Origin of the sequence: Marivita sp. (assembly GCF_017643905.1) — a bacterium.
Taxonomy (GTDB): Bacteria; Pseudomonadota; Alphaproteobacteria; order Rhodobacterales; family Rhodobacteraceae; genus Marivita.
Map to the genome: position 1 here is coordinate 1 of NZ_JAEPMO010000025.1, position 20,523 is coordinate 20,523.

Consider the following 20,523-nt stretch of genomic DNA (forward strand, 5'->3'; position numbering starts at 1 on the left):
AGCAGTTCGCAGATGCGATCCTGAGGTTCTTTCGGGAGACCCTGCCCAACCAGTGGGAAACCTTCCGAAACCAAGTGTCAGATAGCTTCAGGGTCGTCACTCACGAAAAATTTCGGGTTCTGGGGTAAGCGCGGTATAACTTCTTCTTCCGAGCGCATTGCGCATTCAGGTCTGCCGTAGCTGCAGTACTCGCTGGTCAAACCTACGAAGCCCAAACATTACTTCGCCTAAGTCTAGAACAAAGCGCATACGCGTTTTTCATTGGCGACGATCAAGAGCTTTGGAAGTTATGGATGGACCGACACGATAATGAAGAAGCACGCAAGAAGGTTCGGAACACTTTCTCCATAACCAAGATTCAAAAACAAATTTGTTCAAAAACACCTGAATTGGGCGAGATTTTCACTTTGCTCTATGAGCGAAGCATCGACTATGGAGCCCACCCAAATGAGAGAGGCGCGTCCCTTAGCACTGAGATCAAACACCTCGATGATGGAGGTGTCGAATTCGGGACAATCTATCTACATGCAGACGGTATGCAGTTAGATTTCGCCGTCAGATCTGCTGCGCAGGTAGGTCTGTGGGTACTCCGCATTGCCCAAGAGATCTACCCATTGCGCACTCAAGCACTCGGAATGGATCACGTGATCAGCGACCTCTGTCGGCGGTTTTAGATTAGAAAAAACTATCTTCTAGCCTTTGGCATGTGGCGCGGTTGTCAACGACTCAAAAAACACTGCGGAGTTTGCACCTCAGAGTTTGCAACTTTGCAAAATCGAAGGTCGAGCAAAGAAACTCTGCATAACAGCGGCGAGTTTGCAAAAGTTTGCAATTTGATAGCGCCGAAACTGCAAAGTTTTTGCGGCCTTCTGCCGCGCGATGGATCGCGAGACTTGCCGCAACGTCCCGCGCGCCGTACCCAAATGCCAACACGTCACAGGAGGAGATCGGGATGGGCTACCAAGAGGTGTACGAGGGCTGGGCATCCGACCCCGAGGGGTTCTGGATGCAGGCCGCCGAGGCGATTGACTGGGACCGCAAACCCAGCAAGGCGCTCTTTGACAAGGGTAACGATCTTTACGAATGGTTCGCCGACGGTTTGACCAACACCTGCTGGAACGCGGTCGACCGCCATGTCGAGGCCGGACGCGGCGGACAGGTGGCGATCATCCATGACAGCCCGATCACCGGCACGCTGCACAAGATCACCTATGCTGAACTGCGCAACCGCGTGGCCCGTCTGGCCGGTGCGCTGCGCGCCAAGGGGATCGAGAAAGGCGACCGCGTTATCATCTACATGCCGATGGTCCCTGAAGCGCTTGAAGCAATGCTGGCCTGCGCGCGGCTCGGCGCGATCCATTCCGTGGTGTTTGGCGGATTTGCCGCCAATGAACTCGCCGTCCGCATCGACGACGCGACACCCAAGGCGATCATCGCCGCCTCGTGCGGGTTGGAGCCGGGTCGCGTGGTGCATTACAAACCATTGCTGGACGGGGCCATCGATCTGGCCAAACACAAGCCCGATTTCACCTTCATCTTCCAGCGCGAGCAGGAAGTCGCCAAGCTGAACGATGGGTATGATTTCGACTGGCACGGCTTCCAGTACGGTGTGGAGCCAGCAGATTGCGTCCCGGTTGAGGGCAACCACCCGGCCTATATCCTCTACACCTCCGGTACCACCGGCGCACCCAAGGGTGTGATCCGCCATACCGGCGGGCATCTGGTCGCGCTGAACTGGACGATGAAGAACATCTACAATGTCGATCCCGGTGACACGTTCTGGGCGGCGTCGGATGTGGGCTGGGTCGTGGGCCACAGCTATATCTGTTACGCGCCGCTGGTTCACGGCAACACCACCATCGTGTTCGAGGGCAAACCGGTGGGCACGCCCGATGCGGGCACCTTCTGGCGGGTGATCTCCGATCACAAGGTGCGCAGCTTCTTCACCGCCCCCACCGCCTTCCGCGCGGTGAAGCGGGACGATCCGAAAGGCGAGTTCGTCAAGAAATACGACATCTCTTGCCTGCGCGCGATCTATCTGGCTGGAGAGCGGGCGGACCCGGACACCATCGAATGGGCGCAGCGCGTCACGGGCAAACCGATCTATGACCATTGGTGGCAGACCGAAACCGGCTGGACCATCGCCGGTATGCCAGCGGGGATCGAGGCGCTGCCTGTCAAGATCGGCTCACCTTCCGTGCCGATGCCGGGATATGACGTGCAGATCCTCGACGAGGCGGGCCACCCGATGAAGCCGGGTGAGCTGGGCGCGATTGCGGTCAAGCTGCCCCTGCCCCCCGGCACGTTGCCGACGCTCTGGAACGCCGAGGACCGGTTCCGCAAATCCTACCTGTCGCACTTCCCCGGCTATTACGAGACCGGTGATGCGGGCATGATCGACGAGGACGGATACCTCTACATCATGGCGCGCACCGATGACGTGATCAACGTCGCGGGCCACCGACTGTCCACAGGCGGCATGGAAGAGGTTCTGGCCGCGCATCCGGACGTGGCCGAATGTGCGGTGATCGGGGTCAGCGACGAGCTGAAGGGTCAGTTGCCGATGGGCTTTGTCTGTCTGACCACGGGTGTGAACCGGCCCCATGACGAGATCACCAAGGAATGCGTGAAGCTGGTGCGCGACAAGATCGGTCCGGTTGCGGCGTTCAAGCTTTGCGCCGTGGTGGACCGTCTGCCGAAGACCCGATCAGGCAAGATCCTTCGGGCGACGATGGTCAAGATCGCCGACAGCGAAGAGTTCAAGCTGCCCGCGACGATCGACGATCCCGCTATTCTGGACGAGATCAAAGTCGCCTTGCAGGCTTTGGGCTACGCGAAAGGCTGATGTCGGGACCGGATGCGTCAACGCATCCGGTTTTTCCGTTAACGGAAAAACCCCGCGCATGTGGCGCGGGGTAAAGCTTTGGTATCGACCACGTTGACCGGTTTACAGCAACAGCCTTTCACCGCACTTTGGGGCTCCGTCACATAGGAGACCGCCATGACCCGCCCCATCGTCTATCATATTCCCGTCTGCCCGTTCTCCCAGCGTCTGGAAATCATGCTGGCACTCAAGGGACGGAGCGATGCGGTGGAATTTCGGGTGGTCGACATCACCCAACCGCGTGATCCTGAGCTTCTGCGTAAGACGCGCGGTACCACGGCCCTGCCTGTTCTTGAATTGTCGGGCGAACAGATCATCAAGGAAAGCCTTGTCATTCTAGAGTATCTCGACAGCACCGTCGGGGACCAACCGATCCGCCAAGCCGATCCGTATCGCCACGCGGTCGAACAGATGCTGATCGCCCGTGAAGGACCGTTTACGATGGCGGGATATCTCTATGTGATGAACCAGGACCCAGGCGCGCGCGGCAGTCATCGCGAAAAGATGCTGGGTCTGTATCGGGACATCGACGCGTTTCTGACCCAACATGCGCCGGACGGACCGTTCCTATTCGAGGATTTTGGACTGGCCGAGCTGGTATTCACACCAATGTTCATGCGGTTCTGGTTTCTGGACTACTATGAAGAGTTCACCCTACCCGACACGGCGGACTATGCCCGCGTACGCGCGTGGCAGCAGGCCTGTCTTGCGCATCCAGCGGCGCAGCAGGTCACGCGTGAGGAAATCGTGAAGCTCTATTATGATTATGCGCTTGGGGCCGGGAATGGTGCGTTGCTCAACGGACGGCAGGTGTCGAGCTTTGTGTTTGAGCCGGATTGGAGGACCCGCCCTTGGCCGCCCGCAAACAAATATGACGGAACTGCATCGGACGCGGCGTTAGGATTGGTCTCCGCCTGAACGGCCGATCCGATATAGGCAAGACGGCCAAAAAGAAAGGGCGCCGGTAGGGCGCCCTTTTGAAATTTCCCGCGCGGTGAAATCACTCGTCGTCAGTGATGTTCAGCGCAACGAAACGCGGATCCCCGGCACGGCGAACCAGCAGCAGGATCGACTTGCGCCCGGCGTCTTTAGCCTCTGCGATCCGCTCTTCCAGATCGTTGATCGCAAGCACCTGCGCCTGACCGGCTTCGGTGATCACGTCACCGGCCCGCAGACCTTTTTCAAACGCTTCCGAGCTTTCATCCACGTCCATCACCGCCAGACCTTTGGCGCTTTCCGGCAGTTCCAGTTGTTCGCGGATTTCGGCGGTCAACGGGCTGAGGGTGAGGCCCATCAGCTCCATCGACTGAGGTGCTTCTTCGGCATCCGGGCCGGGCTGCGATGCGGGAACGGCCGTTTCGGCTTCTTCGCGGCGACCCAAGGTCACCAGAAGCGTCTGGGTTGCCCCATCGCGGTTGACCACGACGCGAACCGCCTTGCCCACTTCGGTGTTGCCCACCTGACGGACCAGCCCACGCGTGTCTTCGACTTCGCGGCCATCAAAGCTGACGATCACATCGCCGGCCTGCATGCCGGCATCCATGGCCGGGCCTTCCGGCACGTCAGAGACCAGCGCACCCTTGGCCGAAGCCAGACCCAGCGCTTCTGCCACGTCGTCGGTCACGTCCTGAATGCGCACACCGAGCCAGCCACGGCGGGTTTCACCGAATTCCTTGAGCTGATCGACCACGCGGGTCACGACATTCGATGCCATTGAGAAGCCGATCCCGATGGAGCCGCCATTGGGCGACAGGATCGCTGTGTTCACGCCGATCACTTCGCCATCCATGTTGAAGAGCGGGCCACCGGAGTTGCCGCGGTTGATGGCGGCGTCGGTTTGAATGTAGTCGTCATAGGTGCCGCTTAGCGCGCGGTTGCGGGCCGACACGATCCCTGCGGAAACAGAGAAGCCCTGACCCAGCGGGTTCCCCATTGCCATGACCCAATCGCCGACGCGGGCGGTGTCGCTGTCGCCGAACTTGACGAATTTCAGCGGCGTTTCGCTCTCCACCTTGAGCAGGGCGATGTCTGTGTTGGGGTCGGTGCCAACGAGGGTCGCGGGCAGCTCGAACCCCTCAAAGAATTCGATCAGGATTTCATCGGCACCTTCGATCACGTGGTTGTTGGTGACGATAAACCCGTCTTCCGAGATCACGAAGCCCGATCCCAGAGCCGAAGAGCGGCGCGGGCGGTCACCCTGACCGTTGCGGTCCTGAAATTCGCGGAAGAAATCCTCGAACGGAGAGCCCTCGGGCACGATGCCCTGCGGCCCTGTGCGCCCTGCCACCGTCGTGGATGTGGTGATGTTCACGACCGCCGGGCTGATTTTCTCGGCGAGGTTCGCAAAGCTTTCCTGCGCATGACCCATCAGCGACTGCGCGACGATGAGGATCATGGACAACGAGGTCAGCCAGAACATGCGCAGCGGCGTGCTCTGGTCCCGTTGGATTGTTTTTGCCTGTGAGGTCAAGGGAAACTCCTTCGTCTTTGGTGCGGTGCGTCGCCCGACACCTGCCTGTCATGTCATCAATGTAGGTGCGCGCACGCAACACGCAAACACGAAAGCGACGGTTCAAGCGTATGTGACTTGATCGTGACGGCGCCGTGTTCGTCGGCACTCATTAAAAGGTCTGCAATATCCACAACATGGCCACGCCGGTGGCCATTGCGGACACCCCGACAAGACGCCGCAGGTCAAGCCGCATGGCGCGCATCGCTTCCAGCATCCGTTCGATAAGCGAAGGGGCCAGCGCATAGGCCAGCCCCTCGATGATCAGCACAAGCGCAATCCCAAGGATCACGGTTTCGATCAATTGGTTGCGTCCTCGGCAGGTGCCTGATTTTCCAGTTCTTCTTCCAGCCGTTCGCGTTCTGCTTCGGGCAGGTTTGGAGAAATCGTTGCTTCAGGTGCCATTTCCCGGAGGCGATCAACGTCGAATTCCGTCGCCTCGATGCGCCCCAAACCTTCGGCACGCACGGCACCGAACATCTGACCAAGGAATTCGCTGTCGGGCGAGAAGACCATGGTGGAATTGTCCTTGTTCAGCGACCGCTCCATCGCTTCCAGAGAGCGATAGAAGGCAAAGAAATCAGGATTGTTGCCATAGGCTTCGGCGTAGATGCTGTTTCGTTCCGCATCGGCCTCACCGCGTGTGATGTTGGCTTCACGTTCGGCGTTGGAAACCGTTTCCACCACGGTCCGATCCGCCGCCGCGCGCACACGCTGGGCCGCTTCGTTACCGCGGGCGATTTCGTCCGCCGCTTCACGTTCCCGTTCGGCCCGCATCCGCGCAAAGGTGGCGGACAGGTTCTGCTCGGGCAGGTTAGTCTGTTTCAGACGCACGTCCACGATTTCAAGCCCAAGGCCCGCCGCGCTGGTGCGCGCTTGATCCCGGATGCGCAACGCGAGGTCGCGGCGAGCGGGGGACAGGATGGTGTCGGATGTGACCTGATCGGCACCCAGAACTTCGCGGATCTGCGCGTTCAGAACCGAGGACAGGCGGTCTTCGGCGACACGGGTGCCGCCAATGCCGACGGCCTGACGAAACTGGACCACATCCGCGATCCGGTAGCGGGTGAAGGCATCGACAACCAGACGACGGTCATCGGACGGTGTGACCTCGATTGTGTCGGTGTCGAGCGACAGGATACGGCCGTCATACCGGACGACTTCCTGAATGATCGGGATCTTGAAGTTCAGACCGGGCTCTTCGACCACCTGCTTGATCTGACCGAATTGGAGGACAAGCACTTTTTCGCGTTCGTCGACGATGAAGATCGACGACAGGATACCGACAACGGCCAGAACACCGATCGGAAGAAGGAAAGCGGATTTACGCATCAGTTCGACCCTCCGGTTGTCTGGCCGGACCGGCGCAGCTCATTGATCGGAAGATAGGGCAACACGCCCTGTCCGCCGGTTCCGCCATTGTCGTCAAGCAGGATCTTGTCCATGTCTCCAAGAGTCCGTTCGATTGTCTCGAGGTACAGGCGGCGCTGCGTGACTTCGGGCGCCTGGTTGAATTCCTGTGCCACGGCGATGAAGCGGCTGGCTTCACCGATCGCTTCGTTGATCACGCGGGCGCGGTATCCTTCGGCCTCTTCGAGGATTTGCGCGGCAGACCCGCGCGCTTCGGCCAGAACGCGGTTTGCATAGGCGTCGGCCTGTCGCTGCAAGCGGTCGCGTTCCTGTTCAGCTGCCTGCACTTCGCGGAAGGCGTCGATCACTTCGGCGGGCGGGTCGGCGGTGTCGAGGTTGACCCGGACGATGGTGATACCGCTTTCGTATTCATCCAGCGTCGCCTGAATGTTTTCACGCGCCGTGTCTGCAATCAGACCGCGATCCCGGTTGAGGATCGGCGCAAGATTGGTTGCCGCGATGATCTCGCGCATGACTGCCTCAGATACCGCCTGTACGGTTGTCTGCGGGTCGCGCAGGTTGAAGAGCAGTTTCGCCGGATCGTTGATGTTCCAGACCACCTGGAAGTCGATATCGACGATGTTGGCATCCGTCGTGAGCATGAGGCCATCGCCGCCGACGCTGCCGCGTCCGCTGCCGATGTTTTCGGTCCGTTCAGAGGTCACGTTGACGACTTCCGCGGTCACGAAGGGCCAGGGCGCGAAGTTCAGACCGGGATTGCCGATGGCATAGTACTCGCCGAGGAACAGTTCCACGGACTGCTCTTCCGGCCGCACGGTGTAGAAGCTGGAAAAGGCCCAGAGCGCCACGGCACCCAGCGCAGCAAGGCCGATCGTGCCGCGCGTCAGCTTGAAACCGTCGCCGCCATCGCCACCGCCACCAGAGCCGTTGAAGCCGCCGCCACCGCGACCGCCCATCAGAACACGCAGGCGTTCCTGGCCTTTTTTCATCAGCTCGTCGATTTCGGGTATCTGCGGTTGATTGTCGTCACCGGGCCTCCGGCCACCGCCATTGTTGCCGCCGCGCGGGCGATCGTCGCCACGGTTTCCACCGTTGTTACCGCCGCCGCCCCACGGGCCGCCACTGTTACCTGCCATCTGGTCTTTTCCCCTCTCGGAACATTCGGTCTTTCATGTCACGTTCTTACCTGTGGGCAAAGCTTGGAAATTCAAGCCGTGCGCGTCGGTTTGCGCATGGTGACGATCTCTTCGGACATCGTCGGGTGAACCGCAACCGTGCGGTCGAAATCCTCTTTTGTGGCACCCATCTTGATCGCGATACCCGCCAACTGAATCATTTCGCCCGCACCAGGCGCGACGATGTGACAGCCCAGAACCTTGCGGCTTTCCTGACTGACGATGAGTTTCATCAGCACCCGACCGGGTTTGTCGGCAAAGGCGGACTGCATCGGGCAGAACGATGCGCAATATACTTCAATCGGCTCGCGGTCGCGTGCCTGTTCTTCGGTCAGGCCCACCGTGCCCAGTTCAGGCTGGGTGAACACCGCTGACGGGATCAGGTCGTGATCCACCTTGGTCGGGTTGCCGTTGAACACGGTTTCGACAAAGGCCATGCCTTCACGGATCGCCACGGGCGTCAGGTTCACCCGGTCGGTCACATCGCCAATGGCATAGATTGAGGGCACTTTGGTCTGGCTGTATTCGTCGACTTCGACAGCGCCGCCCCGGCCCAATGTCACGCCAACCTCTTCGAGGCCCATGTCGTCGCTGTTGGGGCGGCGTCCGGTGGCGAACAGCACCTGATCGAACACCTTGATCTTTCCGTTGGTCGATTTGACCTTGAGAGGACCTTCCCGCGGCGCGTCACTCACGGGCATCGCGTATTGCGTCGCTTCGACAGGGGCATCCATGCCGTCGTCGTCTTCGCCCCGATAACAGCCCATTTCAACAATGTTGGTTCCGGTGTGCAGATCGACACCCAGTTCGCGCATCGATTCCGCGATCAGGCCGCGCGCCTCATCGTCAAAGCCGCGCAGAATTTGCGCGCCGCGATAATACTGCGTCACCTCGACACCAAGACCTGCAAGGATACAGGCGAATTCGCAGGCGATGTAGCCGCCGCCGATGATCAGGATGGATTTGGGCAGCTGTTCGAGGTGGAAGATGTCATCCGACACGATCCCCAGATGCGCGTTGGGCAGGTCGGGACGCACCGGACGCCCGCCTGTGGCGACAAGAATGTGCTTGGCGGTGAACGTCTCGCCCGTCGACAGCTCGACCGTATGCGGGTCTTTCAATCGCGCGCGGGCATCGTAGGTGGTCACACCAGACCCGGCGAGGAGTTTGCGATACACCCCTTCAAGCCGGTCCAGTTCGGTGTTCAGATGGCCGGAAAAGGTCTGCCAATCAAAGCCCCGGTTCAGCATGTCCCAGCCGTAATGCGTGGCTTCCTCGACCATGCCGCCATAGCCACTGGCGAACACCATCAGCTTCTTGGGAACACAGCCCCGGATCACGCATGTGCCGCCGTAACGGTCTTCTTCGGCAAGGGCCACCTTGGCCCCCGCCTCGCCCGCAGCAACCCGCGCCGCGCGCACACCGCCGGAACCGCCACCAATCACAAAAAGATCGTAGTCAAATGTGCTCATGGTGGTCTCCTTCTCATGGTCGCGCAAAGATATTTCATATGGCGACGCGGATGGCCAGAAGCCAGGCCCCGGAAATCGGGCTTTATCTGGCTGTGCTGACGAAGACGTGTTCCGGGAGGCTGACTGCGCTCAGATATCGGAAAACAGGTTATCGTTCTCGACAAGGTCGATGCGATCCTGGCTGACGGTACCTTCGTTGATGTCGCGGGTTTCGACGCGGCCATCGCTGTAGCCGATGATGACCTTGTCGCAGAGATCGACAAACAGACCGTTTTCGACCACGCCGGGCATCTGGTTCAGCGCCATTGCCAGTTGGCGGGCATTGCCGATACGGCTCAGGTGCAGATCAAGGATGTGGTTGCCCTCATCGGTGACGAAGGGCTTTCCATTGTTCATGCGCAGGGTGATGCGACGCCCCATCACGTCTGCCGAAACCAGCAGTTCTTCGACAAGCATCTGCGTTGTTGTCCAGCCAAACGGGATCACTTCGATCGGCAGCGGGAACGCGCCCAGCGTGCCCACTTCCTTGGCGGCGTCCGCGATGACAACCACCTCTTCGCTGGCCGCAGCCACAATCTTTTCGTGCAGCAGCGCCCCGCCACCACCCTTAATCAGGTTGAGATTGCCGTCGAATTCGTCGGCTCCGTCGATGGTGATGTTGAGCGTGCCCGCCTGGTCCAGCGTGATCACCTCGATCCCGACCTGGCGGGCCAGTTGCGCCGTGCGCAGTGAGGTCGGCACACCCTTGATGCGCAGACCTTCGTCGCGCACCCGGTCGCCCAGATGGCGCACCAGCCACGCGGCGGTCGACCCGGTGCCAAGCCCAACGCGCATGCCGTCCTCGACCATGTCGGCCGCTTGCTTTGCAGCGACAAACTTGGCTTTGTCGATGGGCGACAATTCTCCGGTCATGCGGGGCTCCTTGGGCAGTCCTATGGATCTTATAGGACGTCGCGCAGCGCGGTGCGAGACCGAATTCACATGGGCGTTGACGACATCCCGTGCAAGATCACCGCGCGGCCCGCAAGAGAGCCGAGCGCCGAATTAACGATCCTGTTCCGCCAGATTGGTGGACGGCATCGGCGGCAGCGGCAGAGAGTCAATTTCGGGAACCTTGGGAAACATGACCGGATAGGCCATCGCCATGCGCGGCATAAATGCCCAGGCGATGATCGTGAGCAAGGCGGCAAACCAGGCAAGTCGGTTCAGATAAAGTGTCATCAGCAGTCCTTTCGCATCAACTCAGCTGGTCCCTTGCAGCATATGTGCCAAGGCCTACGCCCTCGCCGGTAAAGACGGGGTTAAACGCATCGTTTTTTCACCGTGACGCGCCGCTTTCGCAGCGTGCGTCCCGCGCTGACTGCGCTACATCCCGGTGCATGAGCTATGTGCTGCATTACGCCCCCGACAACGCCTCGCTGGTCGTCCGACTGGTGCTGGAAGAATTGCGCCTACCCTACCGAACGGCACTTGTGGACCGCAGCGTGTCGGCACAACGCGGCGCAGACTACAGGCGCGTAAACCCGGTGGGCCGCATTCCGGCGCTGGAAACGCCGGATGGGCCGATATTCGAGACCGCCGCGATCTGCCTGTGGCTTGCCGACCGTCACCGCGACGCAGTGCATCTGTCACCCGAAGCCACCGATCCGGCGCGGGGCTCGTTTCTGAGTTGGTTGTTCTTTCTGTCGAACAGTGTGCATGCCGAGATGCGCAACCTGTTCTATCCGCACTTGGTTGCAGGCCCCGATCCGGTTCAGCAGGCCGTGGCCAGCCAACAGATCCAGACATCACTGACCGCGCATTTCGACATCCTGAACCGGCTTTATCCCTGCACGGAACACAGCCCAAGCATCAGTGACCTTTACCTTGCGGTTCTTCTGCGTTGGCCCGCGCTATACCCCGTGGCGGCGGATCGAGGCTGGTTCGACCTTGCCCGTTGGCCCAATCTGCACGCCCTTGCCCAGAGGATCGAGATACGCGACTCTGCGCTGGCGGCCATACGTGCCGAGGGTCTGGGTCCGACGCCCTTTTCCAATCCACATCCGGCCACGCCACCTGAAGGGAGCGCGCTTTAATTATGTTTCTGTCTGTCTTTGACATGTTCAAGGTCGGGATCGGCCCGTCCTCGTCCCACACGATGGGTCCGATGGTCGCCGCCGCGCGGTTTCTTGATCTTTTGCGCAAAGCACCCTTTTCCGTGGCAGGCGTCAAGGCATCCCTGCACGGTTCGCTGGCCTTTACAGGGGTGGGTCACGCCACCGACCGGGCCACGATCCTTGGCCTTGCCGGGTTTGTTCCCGAAAGCTACGACCGCGAAAAGGCCGACGCAGCACTCGCACAGATCAAGGCCACCAAGACCGTCACACCGGACGGCCTACCCGCCCTGCGGTTCGACCCCGAAGCCGATCTGCGCTTTGACTTCGGCCCCAACCTGCCCGGTCATGCCAACGGCATGATCCTGAGCGCGACCGACCCTCAGGGCGACGTCATCCTGCAGGAGACCTATTACTCCATTGGCGGCGGGTTTGTGATGACACAAGCCGAACTTGATGCGGGCAAGGACACCGATGATGGCGCACCCGTGCCCTACCCGTTCAAGTCCGCCGCCGAGATGCTGGAGATGGCCAAAACCTCGGGCCTGAGCATTGCCGAGATGAAACGCGCCAATGAGCTGTCGCGCCGGTCTGTCAGCGATCTGGACGCAGGTATGCGCCGCCTTTGGCAGGTGATGAACGATTGCATCGACCGTGGGCTTGAGAATGATGGCATCCTGCAGGGTGGTCTGAACGTCAAACGTCGCGCCAAGGGCATCCATGAAAAACTGCTGGCCGAGCGGGGCATGAACCTGACCGCGCCGCACACGATCAACGACTGGATGAGCGTCTATGCGATGGCGGTGAACGAGGAAAACGCCGCCGGGGGACAGGTTGTGACGGCGCCCACCAATGGCGCTGCTGGCGTGGTGCCCGCGACGATCCGCTATTACCTCGACCATGTGCCCGGCGCGACAACCACACGCGTGCCCGAGTTTCTGCTGACCGCCGCCGCCATCGGCCGTTTGGTCCAGTTCAACGCCTCGATCAGCGGGGCCGAGGCCGAGTGTCAGGCCGAAGTAGGCAGCGCCAGCGCCATGGCCGCCGCCGGATTATGTGCGGTGCTGGGGGGCACCCCGATGCAAATCGAGAACGCGGCCGAGATCGCGCTGGAGCATCACCTCGGGATGACCTGCGACCCGGTCAAAGGGCTGGTGCAGGTGCCCTGCATCGAACGCAACGGTCTGGGGGCGATCAAGGCCGTCAGTGCGGCCAGCCTCGCCCTGCGCGGCGACGGCACTCATTTCGTCCCGCTCGATTCGGCCATTGAGACCATGCGCCAGACCGGCGCGGACATGCACGAGAAGTACAAGGAAACATCTTTGGGGGGATTGGCGGTAAACGTTCCCAACTGCTGAACCACTTGAAAACGCGTGACTTTTGGTCGACCTGAAGAACGTTCAACATGTAAACAGGAGAGCGTTGACAGAAAGACTCAACCAAGAGTAGCGTGCGGTATGACACAAGACCGCCCCACTCTCGGAATAGCACTCATGCTGGGTTTCTGCGTCGTGGCTCCAATGGGGGACGCGCTTGCGAAAATCCTGTCGGACAAAGTGGCACTTGGACAGTTGCTCTTGGTCCGTTTCGGCATTCAGGCGCTGGTACTGATCCCGATCATCGCGGCAACCGGGCGTGTCTGGCGGATGTCGAGCCGTGTGGCGTGGCTAACTCTGTTGCGGACGCTGATGCATATCGCCGGCATCGGCATGATGGTGTCCGCACTTTATTACCTGCCGCTGGCCGATGCCATCGCGATTGCCTTCGTCATGCCCTTCATCATGCTCCTGCTCGGGCATTACGTGTTGGGCGAAGAGGTCGGCATCCGCCGGATGATCGCCTGTGCGGTGGGATTTGCAGGAACCTTGCTGGTCATCCAGCCATCGTTTCAGGAAGTGGGCTGGCCCGCCCTGCTGCCGATGGGTGTGGCGATCAACTTTGCCCTCTTCATGCTGGTGACCCGAAAGATCGCCAAGGAAACGGACCCGATCGGGTTGCAGGCCGTGTCTGGTGTGATGGCGGTGGTGCTGATGACCCCAGTGATCTTTCTGATCCCGGATCAATCCGTGCCGATCCTCGCTTGGGACAGCCTTCTGCCATCGAGCACATGGACGCTTCTGGTGGCCATCGGTCTGTCCGGCACGTTGGCGCATCTGCTGATGACATGGTCGTTGCGGTACGCGCCCTCGGCGACCCTCGCACCCATGCAATATCTCGAAATCCCCATCGCCACGGTGATTGGCTTTGCGGTCTTCGGCGACCTGCCGAACACCATGGCCTCGATCGGGATCGCCATCGTGGTCGCGTCGGGGCTTTACATCGTGTTCAGAGAGCAGGCCATAAGCCGTCGGTCTGAGCCAGCGCCTGTTGCAAACCACGCCGTTCAGACACCGGCAGAATAATCAGCATCCCTGGCCCATGCAGTGTCAAAGACACCGGTCCATCGGCGCGATTTGACGTTCCGACCCGGTCGCCCGGTGACAGCTCCAACCCGTCGATGGGCCAGTGCAGTCCGGTCGATATACCCGTGACGGGACGCATCGGATAAAGCGACACGCGTGTCCCCGGCCCTAACGGCAGGCCAATCTGCGGCGGCAGATGCGCCACCACGTCATGCTCTCCCAATAGCACAATGGCCCGGTCGGGATAGCGCGCCAGCACGGTCATCGCCGCAAGCAGATGGTCCACCTGCCCGCCCAGAAAGCCGATGCCAATAATCATCGGTGCCGAGATTGACCGGATCGCCTTGTCAAAATCAGTGCTGTCCTGTTCCTCGATCCGATGCACGGACTCGGGCGGCAGAGCGGCACGGGTTTCGTCCGACACCGAATCAAGATCCCCGATCAGCGCGTTCGGAAGACGCCCGACCGCGCGCACCCAGTCCGCCCCACTGTCGGCGGCGACAACGGTCGTGACCTCATCCAATAAAGACAAAAGCTGCGCATTGTCGCCATGCGCGCCACCGACAAGCAAGACTGGTTCCTGCGAAACAACAATGGGGTCATTCATGTCTGATTAATGACGAATGGCGAAACAGATCACAATCAGGACATGAAATGATACCGTGATTGGCACAGATTCGATGCGCTTTGGTCTTGGTAAACATGTTAGCAAGTCCTTCGCAGAAGTTTGGAAAGCGGGTGATATTATGGTGAGTTCAAACAAGATACTCACGGTATCCTACGGGACCTTCTCATGTACGCTCGAAGGGTTCGACAACTCCTTCGACACGATGAAGGCGATTGCGGAGTATTTCCGCGATCTTGCTCAGGATGACCGATATTTCGGTGCCGAACCACCGACACCCGATGCGGAGATGTTGGCCCGGATCGCGGAGCGAGAGATCGCCCGCCGGGTCGAAGCCCGCTTTGAGAAAGGTAATTTGGTTCTGCGTCCTTCTGATGATGCCGAGCCGCCGCGAGGGGATGTCGCGCCGCAATCATCGAAGGACGCAGCCCTAGCGGACGCGACGGCCAGCGTGGCTGCCACTGCACTGGCTGTCGCGGCCCAACCGGCGGACGCGCAGGCCGTATCTACCGACACGTTTGTTGAGGACGACATCGAGATCGATATCTCCGAAATGGAGTTCGCCGATCTCGAAGCGGTCGCGGACAGTGAAGAAGACAATGCGCCGGAAGATGACGGCGTGACCATCGACCTGTCTGATATCTCGCTCGACACAGATGACGTGGACGCGGCGGCATTCAGCGCCGATGACGTTCTGGATGCCGAAGAAACGGCAATTGCGGAGTCGAGCATCGACGATCTGATCGCCGCACAGGACGACAAGGAAAATCGCCGGATCGCAGCGGAAGCCGCCGAGGCCGAAGTGGCCCCGGTTGTGGCCGACAGCGTCGCCGAAAAACTGCAGCGCATCCGTGCCGTTGTTGCGTCCAAGGCGCAGCCAGCCCCGGAATACATCGAAGACGAACATGCGATGTCCGGCCCGGATGGAGATGGCAACGACGAGAACAATGCCATCGACGTCGAAGAGACCACCGCGCTTGACGACAACCTCTTCACAGACACCATCGCCGCCGTCGTGTCCGATCAGCTTGATCTGGACGACGAGGACGATGAAGAGGCGTTTCTCCCGGACACGGATTTCGACGACGAAGACGACGAAGACTATGCTCCGGTCGCCGCCCGTCGGGACGATGCCCAGAGCGAACTTGAAATCCTCCGTGCCAAGATCGCCGAGCTTGAAGCCCAGGCGGCCGCTGCACGCGCCTCCGAAACGGTTGCCGTGGAACAGGCAGAGCAGCCTGACGTGATCGCACAGCAGGACGAAGACGATGATGAAGACGACCTCGATCTCATGTCTGACGACGAGGACGACGACGAACTCTTTGCGGATGACGAGGAAGATGATTCGCGGGACAAGCCCTATGTTCTTCAAAACACCGTCATGGATGACGACGAGACCGACGAGGAAGAAGCAGCAGCACCCCAGCCGTTGATCGCCCGCGTCGGCAAGGCCAAGCGCGCCGATGTCGAAGCCGCCCTGGCGTCTGGTCAACTCGAAGAATACGACGACGAAGACGAGGATGATGCCCCCGTCGCCGTGGTGCGGCCCGTGCCCGGCCTCGAAGACAGCTCTCTGACCCCGGAGCAAGAAGCGGAACTGGCCCGTGAACTGGCCGATCTTCATGCAGAGATCGAAGAAGACGAAGACTGGGACTTCGACGACGAAGAAGATGATTTCGATCACGAACCCCTGTCGGAAGCCGACGAGGAGGCTGCATCCGCAAACATCCGCAAGGCGGTCAAACTGACCAGCCCCGGCCGCGCGATGCTGACCGACACCTCGATCGAGGAAGACACCGACTCCGTCGAACGTCTGGTCGGCAAGACCGACAGCGCGATGGAAGAACCCGAGGGCAACCGCCGTCGCAACGCCATCGCGCATCTGCGGGCCGCTGTTGCTGCGACCAAGGCGGATCGCATCCTTGGCTTCGGCAAGAAGACCGTCAACGAGGAACAGCCCTATCGCGAAGATCTGGCCGACGCGGTGCGCCCGCGCCGCCCCAAGGTCACGGAAGCCCGCTCTGCCCGCCCGGCACCGGTGCGTCCTGCCCCGCTCAAGCTGGTGGCAGAGCAGCGGATCGACGTGGATGGCGAAAAGGCCGCCACTCCGGTGCGCCCGCGCCGCGTCATGCGCAATGTGGAGCAGGTCGAGGCTGCCGATGCCAAGGCAGGGGATGACACGGGTTTTGCCGAGTTCGCCGAAAACCAGGGGGCACACACCCTGCCCGAACTGCTCGAAGCCGCAGCGGCCTACATGTCTTTTGTCGAAGGACGCGACCAATTCTCGCGGCCACAGCTGATGACGAAACTGCTGCAGGCAGAAGGGGCTGCAAGCTCGCGCGAGGAACGTCTGCGCAGCTTTGGCCAGCTCCTGCGCGAAGGCAAGATCGAGAAAAAGAGCGGTGGGCGCTTCGCCGCCTCTGACAGCATCGGCTTCAAACCCGATGCGCGCGCAGCCGGATAAGACGTTCAGGGGGCCTTCGGGCCCCCTTCGTTTTTTACCCGGCCTTCTGCACCGCAGGCTTAGCGATCCCCAAGAGTTCCGCTCCTGCTGCAGAGAGAGCGGCCATCCACGCCGTGTCGACGGCATCAATGTGCGCGACATCGAACCTGGCAGCTTCCTGCCAATAGCGCCCGGAGGGAACCGAATATCCAAACTGCTGTTCCAGCGCGACTGCCGCGTCGAAGGCCCCAAAGTCGGCCTGCGACGAGGGGTCCGCGATGGTTCCGAGCACCCGTCTGGAAACCGAGGGAAACACAAGGCGACTAGGACCGTTGGACAACCGGACACAGGCGCAGCCCATGCACGCCGCATGCAGCATCAGCCGGGCTGACTTGGCCTCGAGGTTGCGCAGGCTGATGTCGTCGCGCAAAGGGTCGGCACGTCCCTGACCGTAGAAATGCGACGCCTTCTGCGGCGCGTAGATCATGTCACAGCCCAGAAAGGCCATGACCCTTGGCCGCAACGCCCAAAGCGCCCAATACCCGGCGGTGAACGCCATCGTTCCTCCGGCGTACAGAATGCCACCGAACTGGTTGTTGGCGGGAACATAGACATCGGACCCGATCACCTGCTGGCCCGGTGACAGCTCTTGCGGACGCTTGTCTGTCGGAAAGTCATCTGGCGCGACAAGGTAATCCCAGTCCATGCGCACCTGCCACGCATTGTTGATGGCGACCACGGTATCGAAGCCCGATCTGGGCCAATCACGGCACTGGATCACATCGGGCGCGCTGCCCAGAACAAGGACCACACCTGATGTCGCGGTCACGCCCCGGCCCCGCAGGCAGACCCGCGCCGCCGCATGCTAGGAGTCGCCGCTGTCGGGGTCCGGTTGTCCAATCCCCTTGAACACGAATTTGAAAGGCAGCGCCCAAAGGATGCCCAGCGCCACGTAAACCACAAGCTCTACCAGAAAGGAGGGCCGGTCGAGCCAGTTGATCACGGTCACGCAGGCGACCACATAGGCAGGCATGCCCACCAGCAGGATCACCAGCGACCAGCGTTTCCGGGCCTTGTAGCTCAGCGCCATATGCGCCTCCTTTCGCTCAGTCCGCGAAGGGATCGGTCACGAGGATCGTGTCCTCCCGTTCGGGTGACGTTGAAAGTAGGGCGACCGGGCATTCGATCAATTCCTCGATCCGGCGGACATACTTGATGGCCTCGCCGGGCAGATCGACCCAGGACCGCGCGCCTTCGGTCGATTCCGACCAGCCGGGCATTTCCTCGTAGATCGGTGTACAGCGGGCCTGTTCGTCGGCAGCCGTTGGCAGGTAGTCGTAACGCTGGCCGTCCAGCTCATAACCGACGCAGATCTTCAGCGTTTCGAACCCGTCCAGCACGTCCAGCTTGGTCAGGGAAATCCCGTTCACACCACTGGTGGCGCAGGTCTGGCGCACGAGGCATGCATCGAACCAGCCGCAGCGGCGCTTGCGCCCGGTGGTGGTGCCAAACTCGTGCCCACGTTCACCAAGGCGCTGACCGTCTTCGTCATGCAGTTCCGTCGGGAACGGGCCTTCGCCCACGCGGGTGGTGTAGGCTTTGACGATGCCCAGGACGTAATCAATCGCCCCCGGCCCAAGGCCGACACCCGTCGCCGCCTGCCCTGCGATTACGTTGGACGAGGTGACAAACGGATAAGTGCCGAAATCGATGTCGAGAAGCGCTCCCTGCGCGCCTTCGAACAGGATGCGATTGCCCGCCTTGCGTTTTTCGTTCAGCACCTTCCAGACGGGGGCGGCAAAGGGCAGGATTTGGTCCGCGATTTCGATCAGTTGCGCGAGCAGTGCATCGCGATCCACCGGCTCGAACCCCAGACCCTTGCGCAGCGGATCATGGTGCTGCAACGCGCGGTCCACCCGCGCCTCGAGCGTCGCCCGATCTGCAAGATCGGCAACGCGCACCGACCGACGACCCACCTTGTCCTCATAGGCCGGGCCGATGCCGCGCCCGGTCGTTCCGATCTTGGTGCCCTTGCTGGCGGCTTCCTCGCGCGCCCGATCCAACTCGCCGTGGATCGGCAGGATCAGCGGCGTGTTCTCGGCGATCATCAAAGTCTCGGGTGTGATCTCCACCCCCTGACCGCGAATGGTCTCGATCTCTTTCATCAGATGCCACGGGTCGAGCACAACACCATTGCCGATCACCGACAGCTTGCCACCGCGCACCACGCCGGACGGCAGTGCATGCAGCTTGTAGACCTTGCCATCGATCACCAGCGTGTGACCCGCATTGTGCCCGCCTTGAAAGCGGCAGATCACATCCGCCCGCTCCGAGAGCCAGTCCACGATCTTGCCTTTGCCCTCGTCGCCCCACTGGGCACCCACGACCACCACATTCGCCATGTCTTTAGACCTTTGCTGGAGTTCCATCCGTCAAACCCGCGCCCGTATAGTGCGCAATCTTGGCGGGGGGAACCGCTTTTCACGCGATCTTCGCGACATATCACCCTGCAGGTCGCGCATGACCCTGGAACCTGCCCGTTTGTCACAGGCGCGCGCCGCTGTTGCAAAGCCCTCTGGACAGGCCGCACCGCTTTGGGCGATCACACCGCAGCGACGTTGACGAAAGGCCGAAGATGATGGGATTCCTGCTGCGCTGGCTCTTTGCCTTTGTCCTTGTGGCCGTCACCTATAATCCGACGGATTACAATTTCGTCAGATGGGCCGCGACCGAAGGACAGAACCAGCTTTCGGTCACCGTGCTGGCCGGTCTGGTGCTGTTGGTGGGCTACATCATCTACCTGCGTGCCACGCTCCGCTCCATCGGCGCATTCGGCATGCTGCTGATCCTGGCGCTTGTGGGCGCACTCCTCTGGGTCGCCTATGATTTCGGCCTGCTCGACCTGCAGAACCGGGCGCTGACCATGTGGATCGGCATCTTCGCGCTGTCGCTCGTTCTGGGCATCGGCCTCAGCTGGTCCATCGTGCGCCGCAAACTCTCGGGTCAGGCGGATGTAGACGACGTGGACGAATAAACCGACCCTCGCGTCTTCTCTTCGCAAATACGCAGACCCGCTACCGGCACGCGATCAGATCACCCAACACGGGTTGCACCACACCTCACTTGGCCTTAGATAACCCCCATTCACGAAGAGATCCGGGACAGCCATGGAAAACGTCGTTCTCATCATCCACCTTCTTCTTGCGCTCGCGCTGATTGGCGTCGTGCTGCTGCAGCGCTCTGATGGCGGTGGGCTTGGCGCAATGGGTGGCGGCGGTGGCGGGGCGATCAGCACCCGCAGCGCGGCCACGGGCCTTGGCAAACTGACCTGGATCCTCGCCATCGCTTTCATCTGCACCTCGATCACCCTGACGGTGATTGCCGCACAGAACGCCTCGGGCAGTTCCATCATGGACCGCCTGACCACCGGTGGTGATGCCGCGACCGAAGAGACCGGCACGGGCAACACCCTCGACGCCGATGGCCTTCTGCCGCCGCCGTCCTCCGTCGATCCGAACGCGCCGCTTCTGCCCCGCGCCGACTGATCCG

20 protein-coding genes are annotated in these 20,523 nt (G+C 60.9%); 9 read left to right on the plus strand and 11 right to left on the minus strand.

Going from position 1 to position 20,523, the window contains the following annotated elements:
* Window positions 1–293: 293 nt before the first annotated feature.
* From JJ869_RS05705 to JJ869_RS05715, 3 genes are all read left to right on the plus strand, one after another.
* Entirely contained in the window at window positions 294–674 is a 381-nt protein-coding gene (locus JJ869_RS05705) for a hypothetical protein (RefSeq protein WP_292265209.1), read from the plus strand.
* A gap of 278 nt (window positions 675–952) precedes the next feature.
* The gene (prpE, locus tag JJ869_RS05710) at window positions 953–2,845 is read left to right on the plus strand and encodes a propionate-CoA ligase PrpE (protein ID WP_292265210.1); all 1,893 of its coding nucleotides are present in this window, start codon (window positions 953–955) and stop codon (window positions 2,843–2,845) included.
* Between the two features lie 156 nt (window positions 2,846–3,001).
* A complete protein-coding gene (locus JJ869_RS05715) occupies window positions 3,002–3,802 on the plus strand; it encodes a glutathione S-transferase family protein (RefSeq protein ID WP_292265211.1) in 801 nt (266 codons plus the stop codon).
* 82 nt (window positions 3,803–3,884) lie between these two features.
* Here the strand turns inward: JJ869_RS05715 and JJ869_RS05720 are convergent, their stop codons facing one another.
* From JJ869_RS05720 to JJ869_RS05750, 7 genes are all read right to left on the minus strand, one after another.
* Window positions 3,885–5,303, minus strand: coding sequence for a DegQ family serine endoprotease (locus JJ869_RS05720; RefSeq protein ID WP_292265253.1), 1,419 nt, complete (start codon window positions 5,301–5,303; stop codon window positions 3,885–3,887).
* 202 nt (window positions 5,304–5,505) lie between these two features.
* Entirely contained in the window at window positions 5,506–5,694 is a 189-nt protein-coding gene (locus JJ869_RS05725; protein WP_292265254.1) for a DUF2065 domain-containing protein, read from the minus strand.
* The gene (locus tag JJ869_RS05730) at window positions 5,694–6,725 is read right to left on the minus strand and encodes a protease modulator HflC (protein WP_292265212.1); all 1,032 of its coding nucleotides are present in this window, start codon (window positions 6,723–6,725) and stop codon (window positions 5,694–5,696) included. Before JJ869_RS05730 ends, JJ869_RS05725 begins: the two co-directional genes overlap by 1 nt.
* Entirely contained in the window at window positions 6,725–7,900 is a 1,176-nt protein-coding gene (hflK, locus tag JJ869_RS05735) for an FtsH protease activity modulator HflK (protein ID WP_292265213.1), read from the minus strand. Before hflK ends, JJ869_RS05730 begins: the two co-directional genes overlap by 1 nt.
* Window positions 7,901–7,971: 71 nt before the next feature.
* Window positions 7,972–9,411: an FAD-dependent oxidoreductase gene (locus JJ869_RS05740; RefSeq protein ID WP_292265214.1), complete on the minus strand. Its 1,440-nt coding sequence runs from the start codon at window positions 9,409–9,411 to the stop codon at window positions 7,972–7,974.
* Window positions 9,412–9,540: 129 nt separating this feature from the next.
* Window positions 9,541–10,323 (minus strand): ribose-5-phosphate isomerase RpiA, encoded by a 783-nt coding sequence (rpiA, locus tag JJ869_RS05745; RefSeq protein ID WP_292265215.1) that lies wholly within the window; start codon window positions 10,321–10,323, stop codon window positions 9,541–9,543.
* Window positions 10,324–10,455: 132 nt separating this feature from the next.
* The gene (locus tag JJ869_RS05750) at window positions 10,456–10,632 is read right to left on the minus strand and encodes a hypothetical protein (RefSeq protein ID WP_292265216.1); all 177 of its coding nucleotides are present in this window, start codon (window positions 10,630–10,632) and stop codon (window positions 10,456–10,458) included.
* Between the two features lie 158 nt (window positions 10,633–10,790).
* Between JJ869_RS05750 and JJ869_RS05755 the strand changes: the two genes are divergently transcribed.
* From JJ869_RS05755 to JJ869_RS05765, 3 genes are all read left to right on the plus strand, one after another.
* Entirely contained in the window at window positions 10,791–11,486 is a 696-nt protein-coding gene (locus JJ869_RS05755; protein WP_292265217.1) for a glutathione S-transferase family protein, read from the plus strand.
* Window positions 11,487–11,488: 2 nt separating this feature from the next.
* Entirely contained in the window at window positions 11,489–12,862 is a 1,374-nt protein-coding gene (locus JJ869_RS05760) for an L-serine ammonia-lyase (protein WP_292265219.1), read from the plus strand.
* A 99-nt stretch (window positions 12,863–12,961) separates the two neighbouring features.
* Window positions 12,962–13,906 (plus strand): DMT family transporter, encoded by a 945-nt coding sequence (locus tag JJ869_RS05765; protein ID WP_292265220.1) that lies wholly within the window; start codon window positions 12,962–12,964, stop codon window positions 13,904–13,906.
* Here the strand turns inward: JJ869_RS05765 and JJ869_RS05770 are convergent.
* The gene (locus tag JJ869_RS05770) at window positions 13,830–14,477 is read right to left on the minus strand and encodes a thiamine diphosphokinase (protein ID WP_292265221.1); all 648 of its coding nucleotides are present in this window, start codon (window positions 14,475–14,477) and stop codon (window positions 13,830–13,832) included. The genes JJ869_RS05765 and JJ869_RS05770 overlap by 77 nt on opposite strands.
* Window positions 14,478–14,652: 175 nt before the next feature.
* Here JJ869_RS05770 and JJ869_RS05775 point away from each other — a divergent pair, with 175 nt between their 5' ends.
* The gene (locus JJ869_RS05775) at window positions 14,653–16,995 is read left to right on the plus strand and encodes a hypothetical protein (protein WP_292265222.1); all 2,343 of its coding nucleotides are present in this window, start codon (window positions 14,653–14,655) and stop codon (window positions 16,993–16,995) included.
* 34 nt (window positions 16,996–17,029) lie between these two features.
* Here the strand turns inward: JJ869_RS05775 and JJ869_RS05780 are convergent, their stop codons facing one another.
* Genes JJ869_RS05780 through JJ869_RS05790 form a run of 3 tightly spaced genes read right to left on the minus strand, consistent with a single transcriptional unit; the run spans window position 17,030 to window position 19,376 of the window.
* Window positions 17,030–17,803 (minus strand): hypothetical protein, encoded by a 774-nt coding sequence (locus JJ869_RS05780; protein WP_292265224.1) that lies wholly within the window; start codon window positions 17,801–17,803, stop codon window positions 17,030–17,032.
* 36 nt (window positions 17,804–17,839) lie between these two features.
* A complete protein-coding gene (locus tag JJ869_RS05785) occupies window positions 17,840–18,064 on the minus strand; it encodes a DUF2842 domain-containing protein (RefSeq protein ID WP_292265226.1) in 225 nt (74 codons plus the stop codon).
* A gap of 16 nt (window positions 18,065–18,080) precedes the next feature.
* Complete coding sequence (locus JJ869_RS05790; RefSeq protein WP_292265227.1) at window positions 18,081–19,376, minus strand: adenylosuccinate synthase; 1,296 nt, start codon at window positions 19,374–19,376, stop codon at window positions 18,081–18,083.
* Window positions 19,377–19,612: 236 nt separating this feature from the next.
* On the opposite strand from JJ869_RS05790, the gene JJ869_RS05795 reads away from it, so the two are divergent.
* Together JJ869_RS05795 and secG are read left to right on the plus strand one after the other, a co-directional pair.
* Entirely contained in the window at window positions 19,613–20,008 is a 396-nt protein-coding gene (locus tag JJ869_RS05795; RefSeq protein ID WP_292265255.1) for a DUF6524 family protein, read from the plus strand.
* A 133-nt stretch (window positions 20,009–20,141) separates the two neighbouring features.
* Window positions 20,142–20,519, plus strand: coding sequence for a preprotein translocase subunit SecG (secG, locus tag JJ869_RS05800; protein ID WP_292265229.1), 378 nt, complete (start codon window positions 20,142–20,144; stop codon window positions 20,517–20,519).
* Window positions 20,520–20,523 lie beyond the last annotated feature (4 nt).

Coding starts and splice junctions, on each gene's coding strand:
- JJ869_RS05705 (WP_292265209.1), top strand. CDS start 294: ATGGACCGACACGATAATGAAGAAGCACGCAAGAAGGTTCGGAACACT.
- prpE (WP_292265210.1), top strand. CDS start 953: ATGGGCTACCAAGAGGTGTACGAGGGCTGGGCATCCGACCCCGAGGGG.
- JJ869_RS05715 (WP_292265211.1), top strand. CDS start 3,002: ATGACCCGCCCCATCGTCTATCATATTCCCGTCTGCCCGTTCTCCCAG.
- JJ869_RS05720 (WP_292265253.1), bottom strand. CDS start 5,303: ATGTTCTGGCTGACCTCGTTGTCCATGATCCTCATCGTCGCGCAGTCG.
- JJ869_RS05730 (WP_292265212.1), bottom strand. CDS start 6,725: ATGCGTAAATCCGCTTTCCTTCTTCCGATCGGTGTTCTGGCCGTTGTC.
- hflK (WP_292265213.1), bottom strand. CDS start 7,900: ATGGCAGGTAACAGTGGCGGCCCGTGGGGCGGCGGCGGTAACAACGGT.
- JJ869_RS05740 (WP_292265214.1), bottom strand. CDS start 9,411: ATGAGCACATTTGACTACGATCTTTTTGTGATTGGTGGCGGTTCCGGC.
- rpiA (WP_292265215.1), bottom strand. CDS start 10,323: ATGACCGGAGAATTGTCGCCCATCGACAAAGCCAAGTTTGTCGCTGCA.
- JJ869_RS05750 (WP_292265216.1), bottom strand. CDS start 10,632: ATGACACTTTATCTGAACCGACTTGCCTGGTTTGCCGCCTTGCTCACG.
- JJ869_RS05755 (WP_292265217.1), top strand. CDS start 10,791: ATGAGCTATGTGCTGCATTACGCCCCCGACAACGCCTCGCTGGTCGTC.
- JJ869_RS05760 (WP_292265219.1), top strand. CDS start 11,489: ATGTTTCTGTCTGTCTTTGACATGTTCAAGGTCGGGATCGGCCCGTCC.
- JJ869_RS05765 (WP_292265220.1), top strand. CDS start 12,962: ATGACACAAGACCGCCCCACTCTCGGAATAGCACTCATGCTGGGTTTC.
- JJ869_RS05775 (WP_292265222.1), top strand. CDS start 14,653: ATGGTGAGTTCAAACAAGATACTCACGGTATCCTACGGGACCTTCTCA.
- JJ869_RS05785 (WP_292265226.1), bottom strand. CDS start 18,064: ATGGCGCTGAGCTACAAGGCCCGGAAACGCTGGTCGCTGGTGATCCTG.
- JJ869_RS05790 (WP_292265227.1), bottom strand. CDS start 19,376: ATGGCGAATGTGGTGGTCGTGGGTGCCCAGTGGGGCGACGAGGGCAAA.
- JJ869_RS05795 (WP_292265255.1), top strand. CDS start 19,613: ATGGGATTCCTGCTGCGCTGGCTCTTTGCCTTTGTCCTTGTGGCCGTC.
- secG (WP_292265229.1), top strand. CDS start 20,142: ATGGAAAACGTCGTTCTCATCATCCACCTTCTTCTTGCGCTCGCGCTG.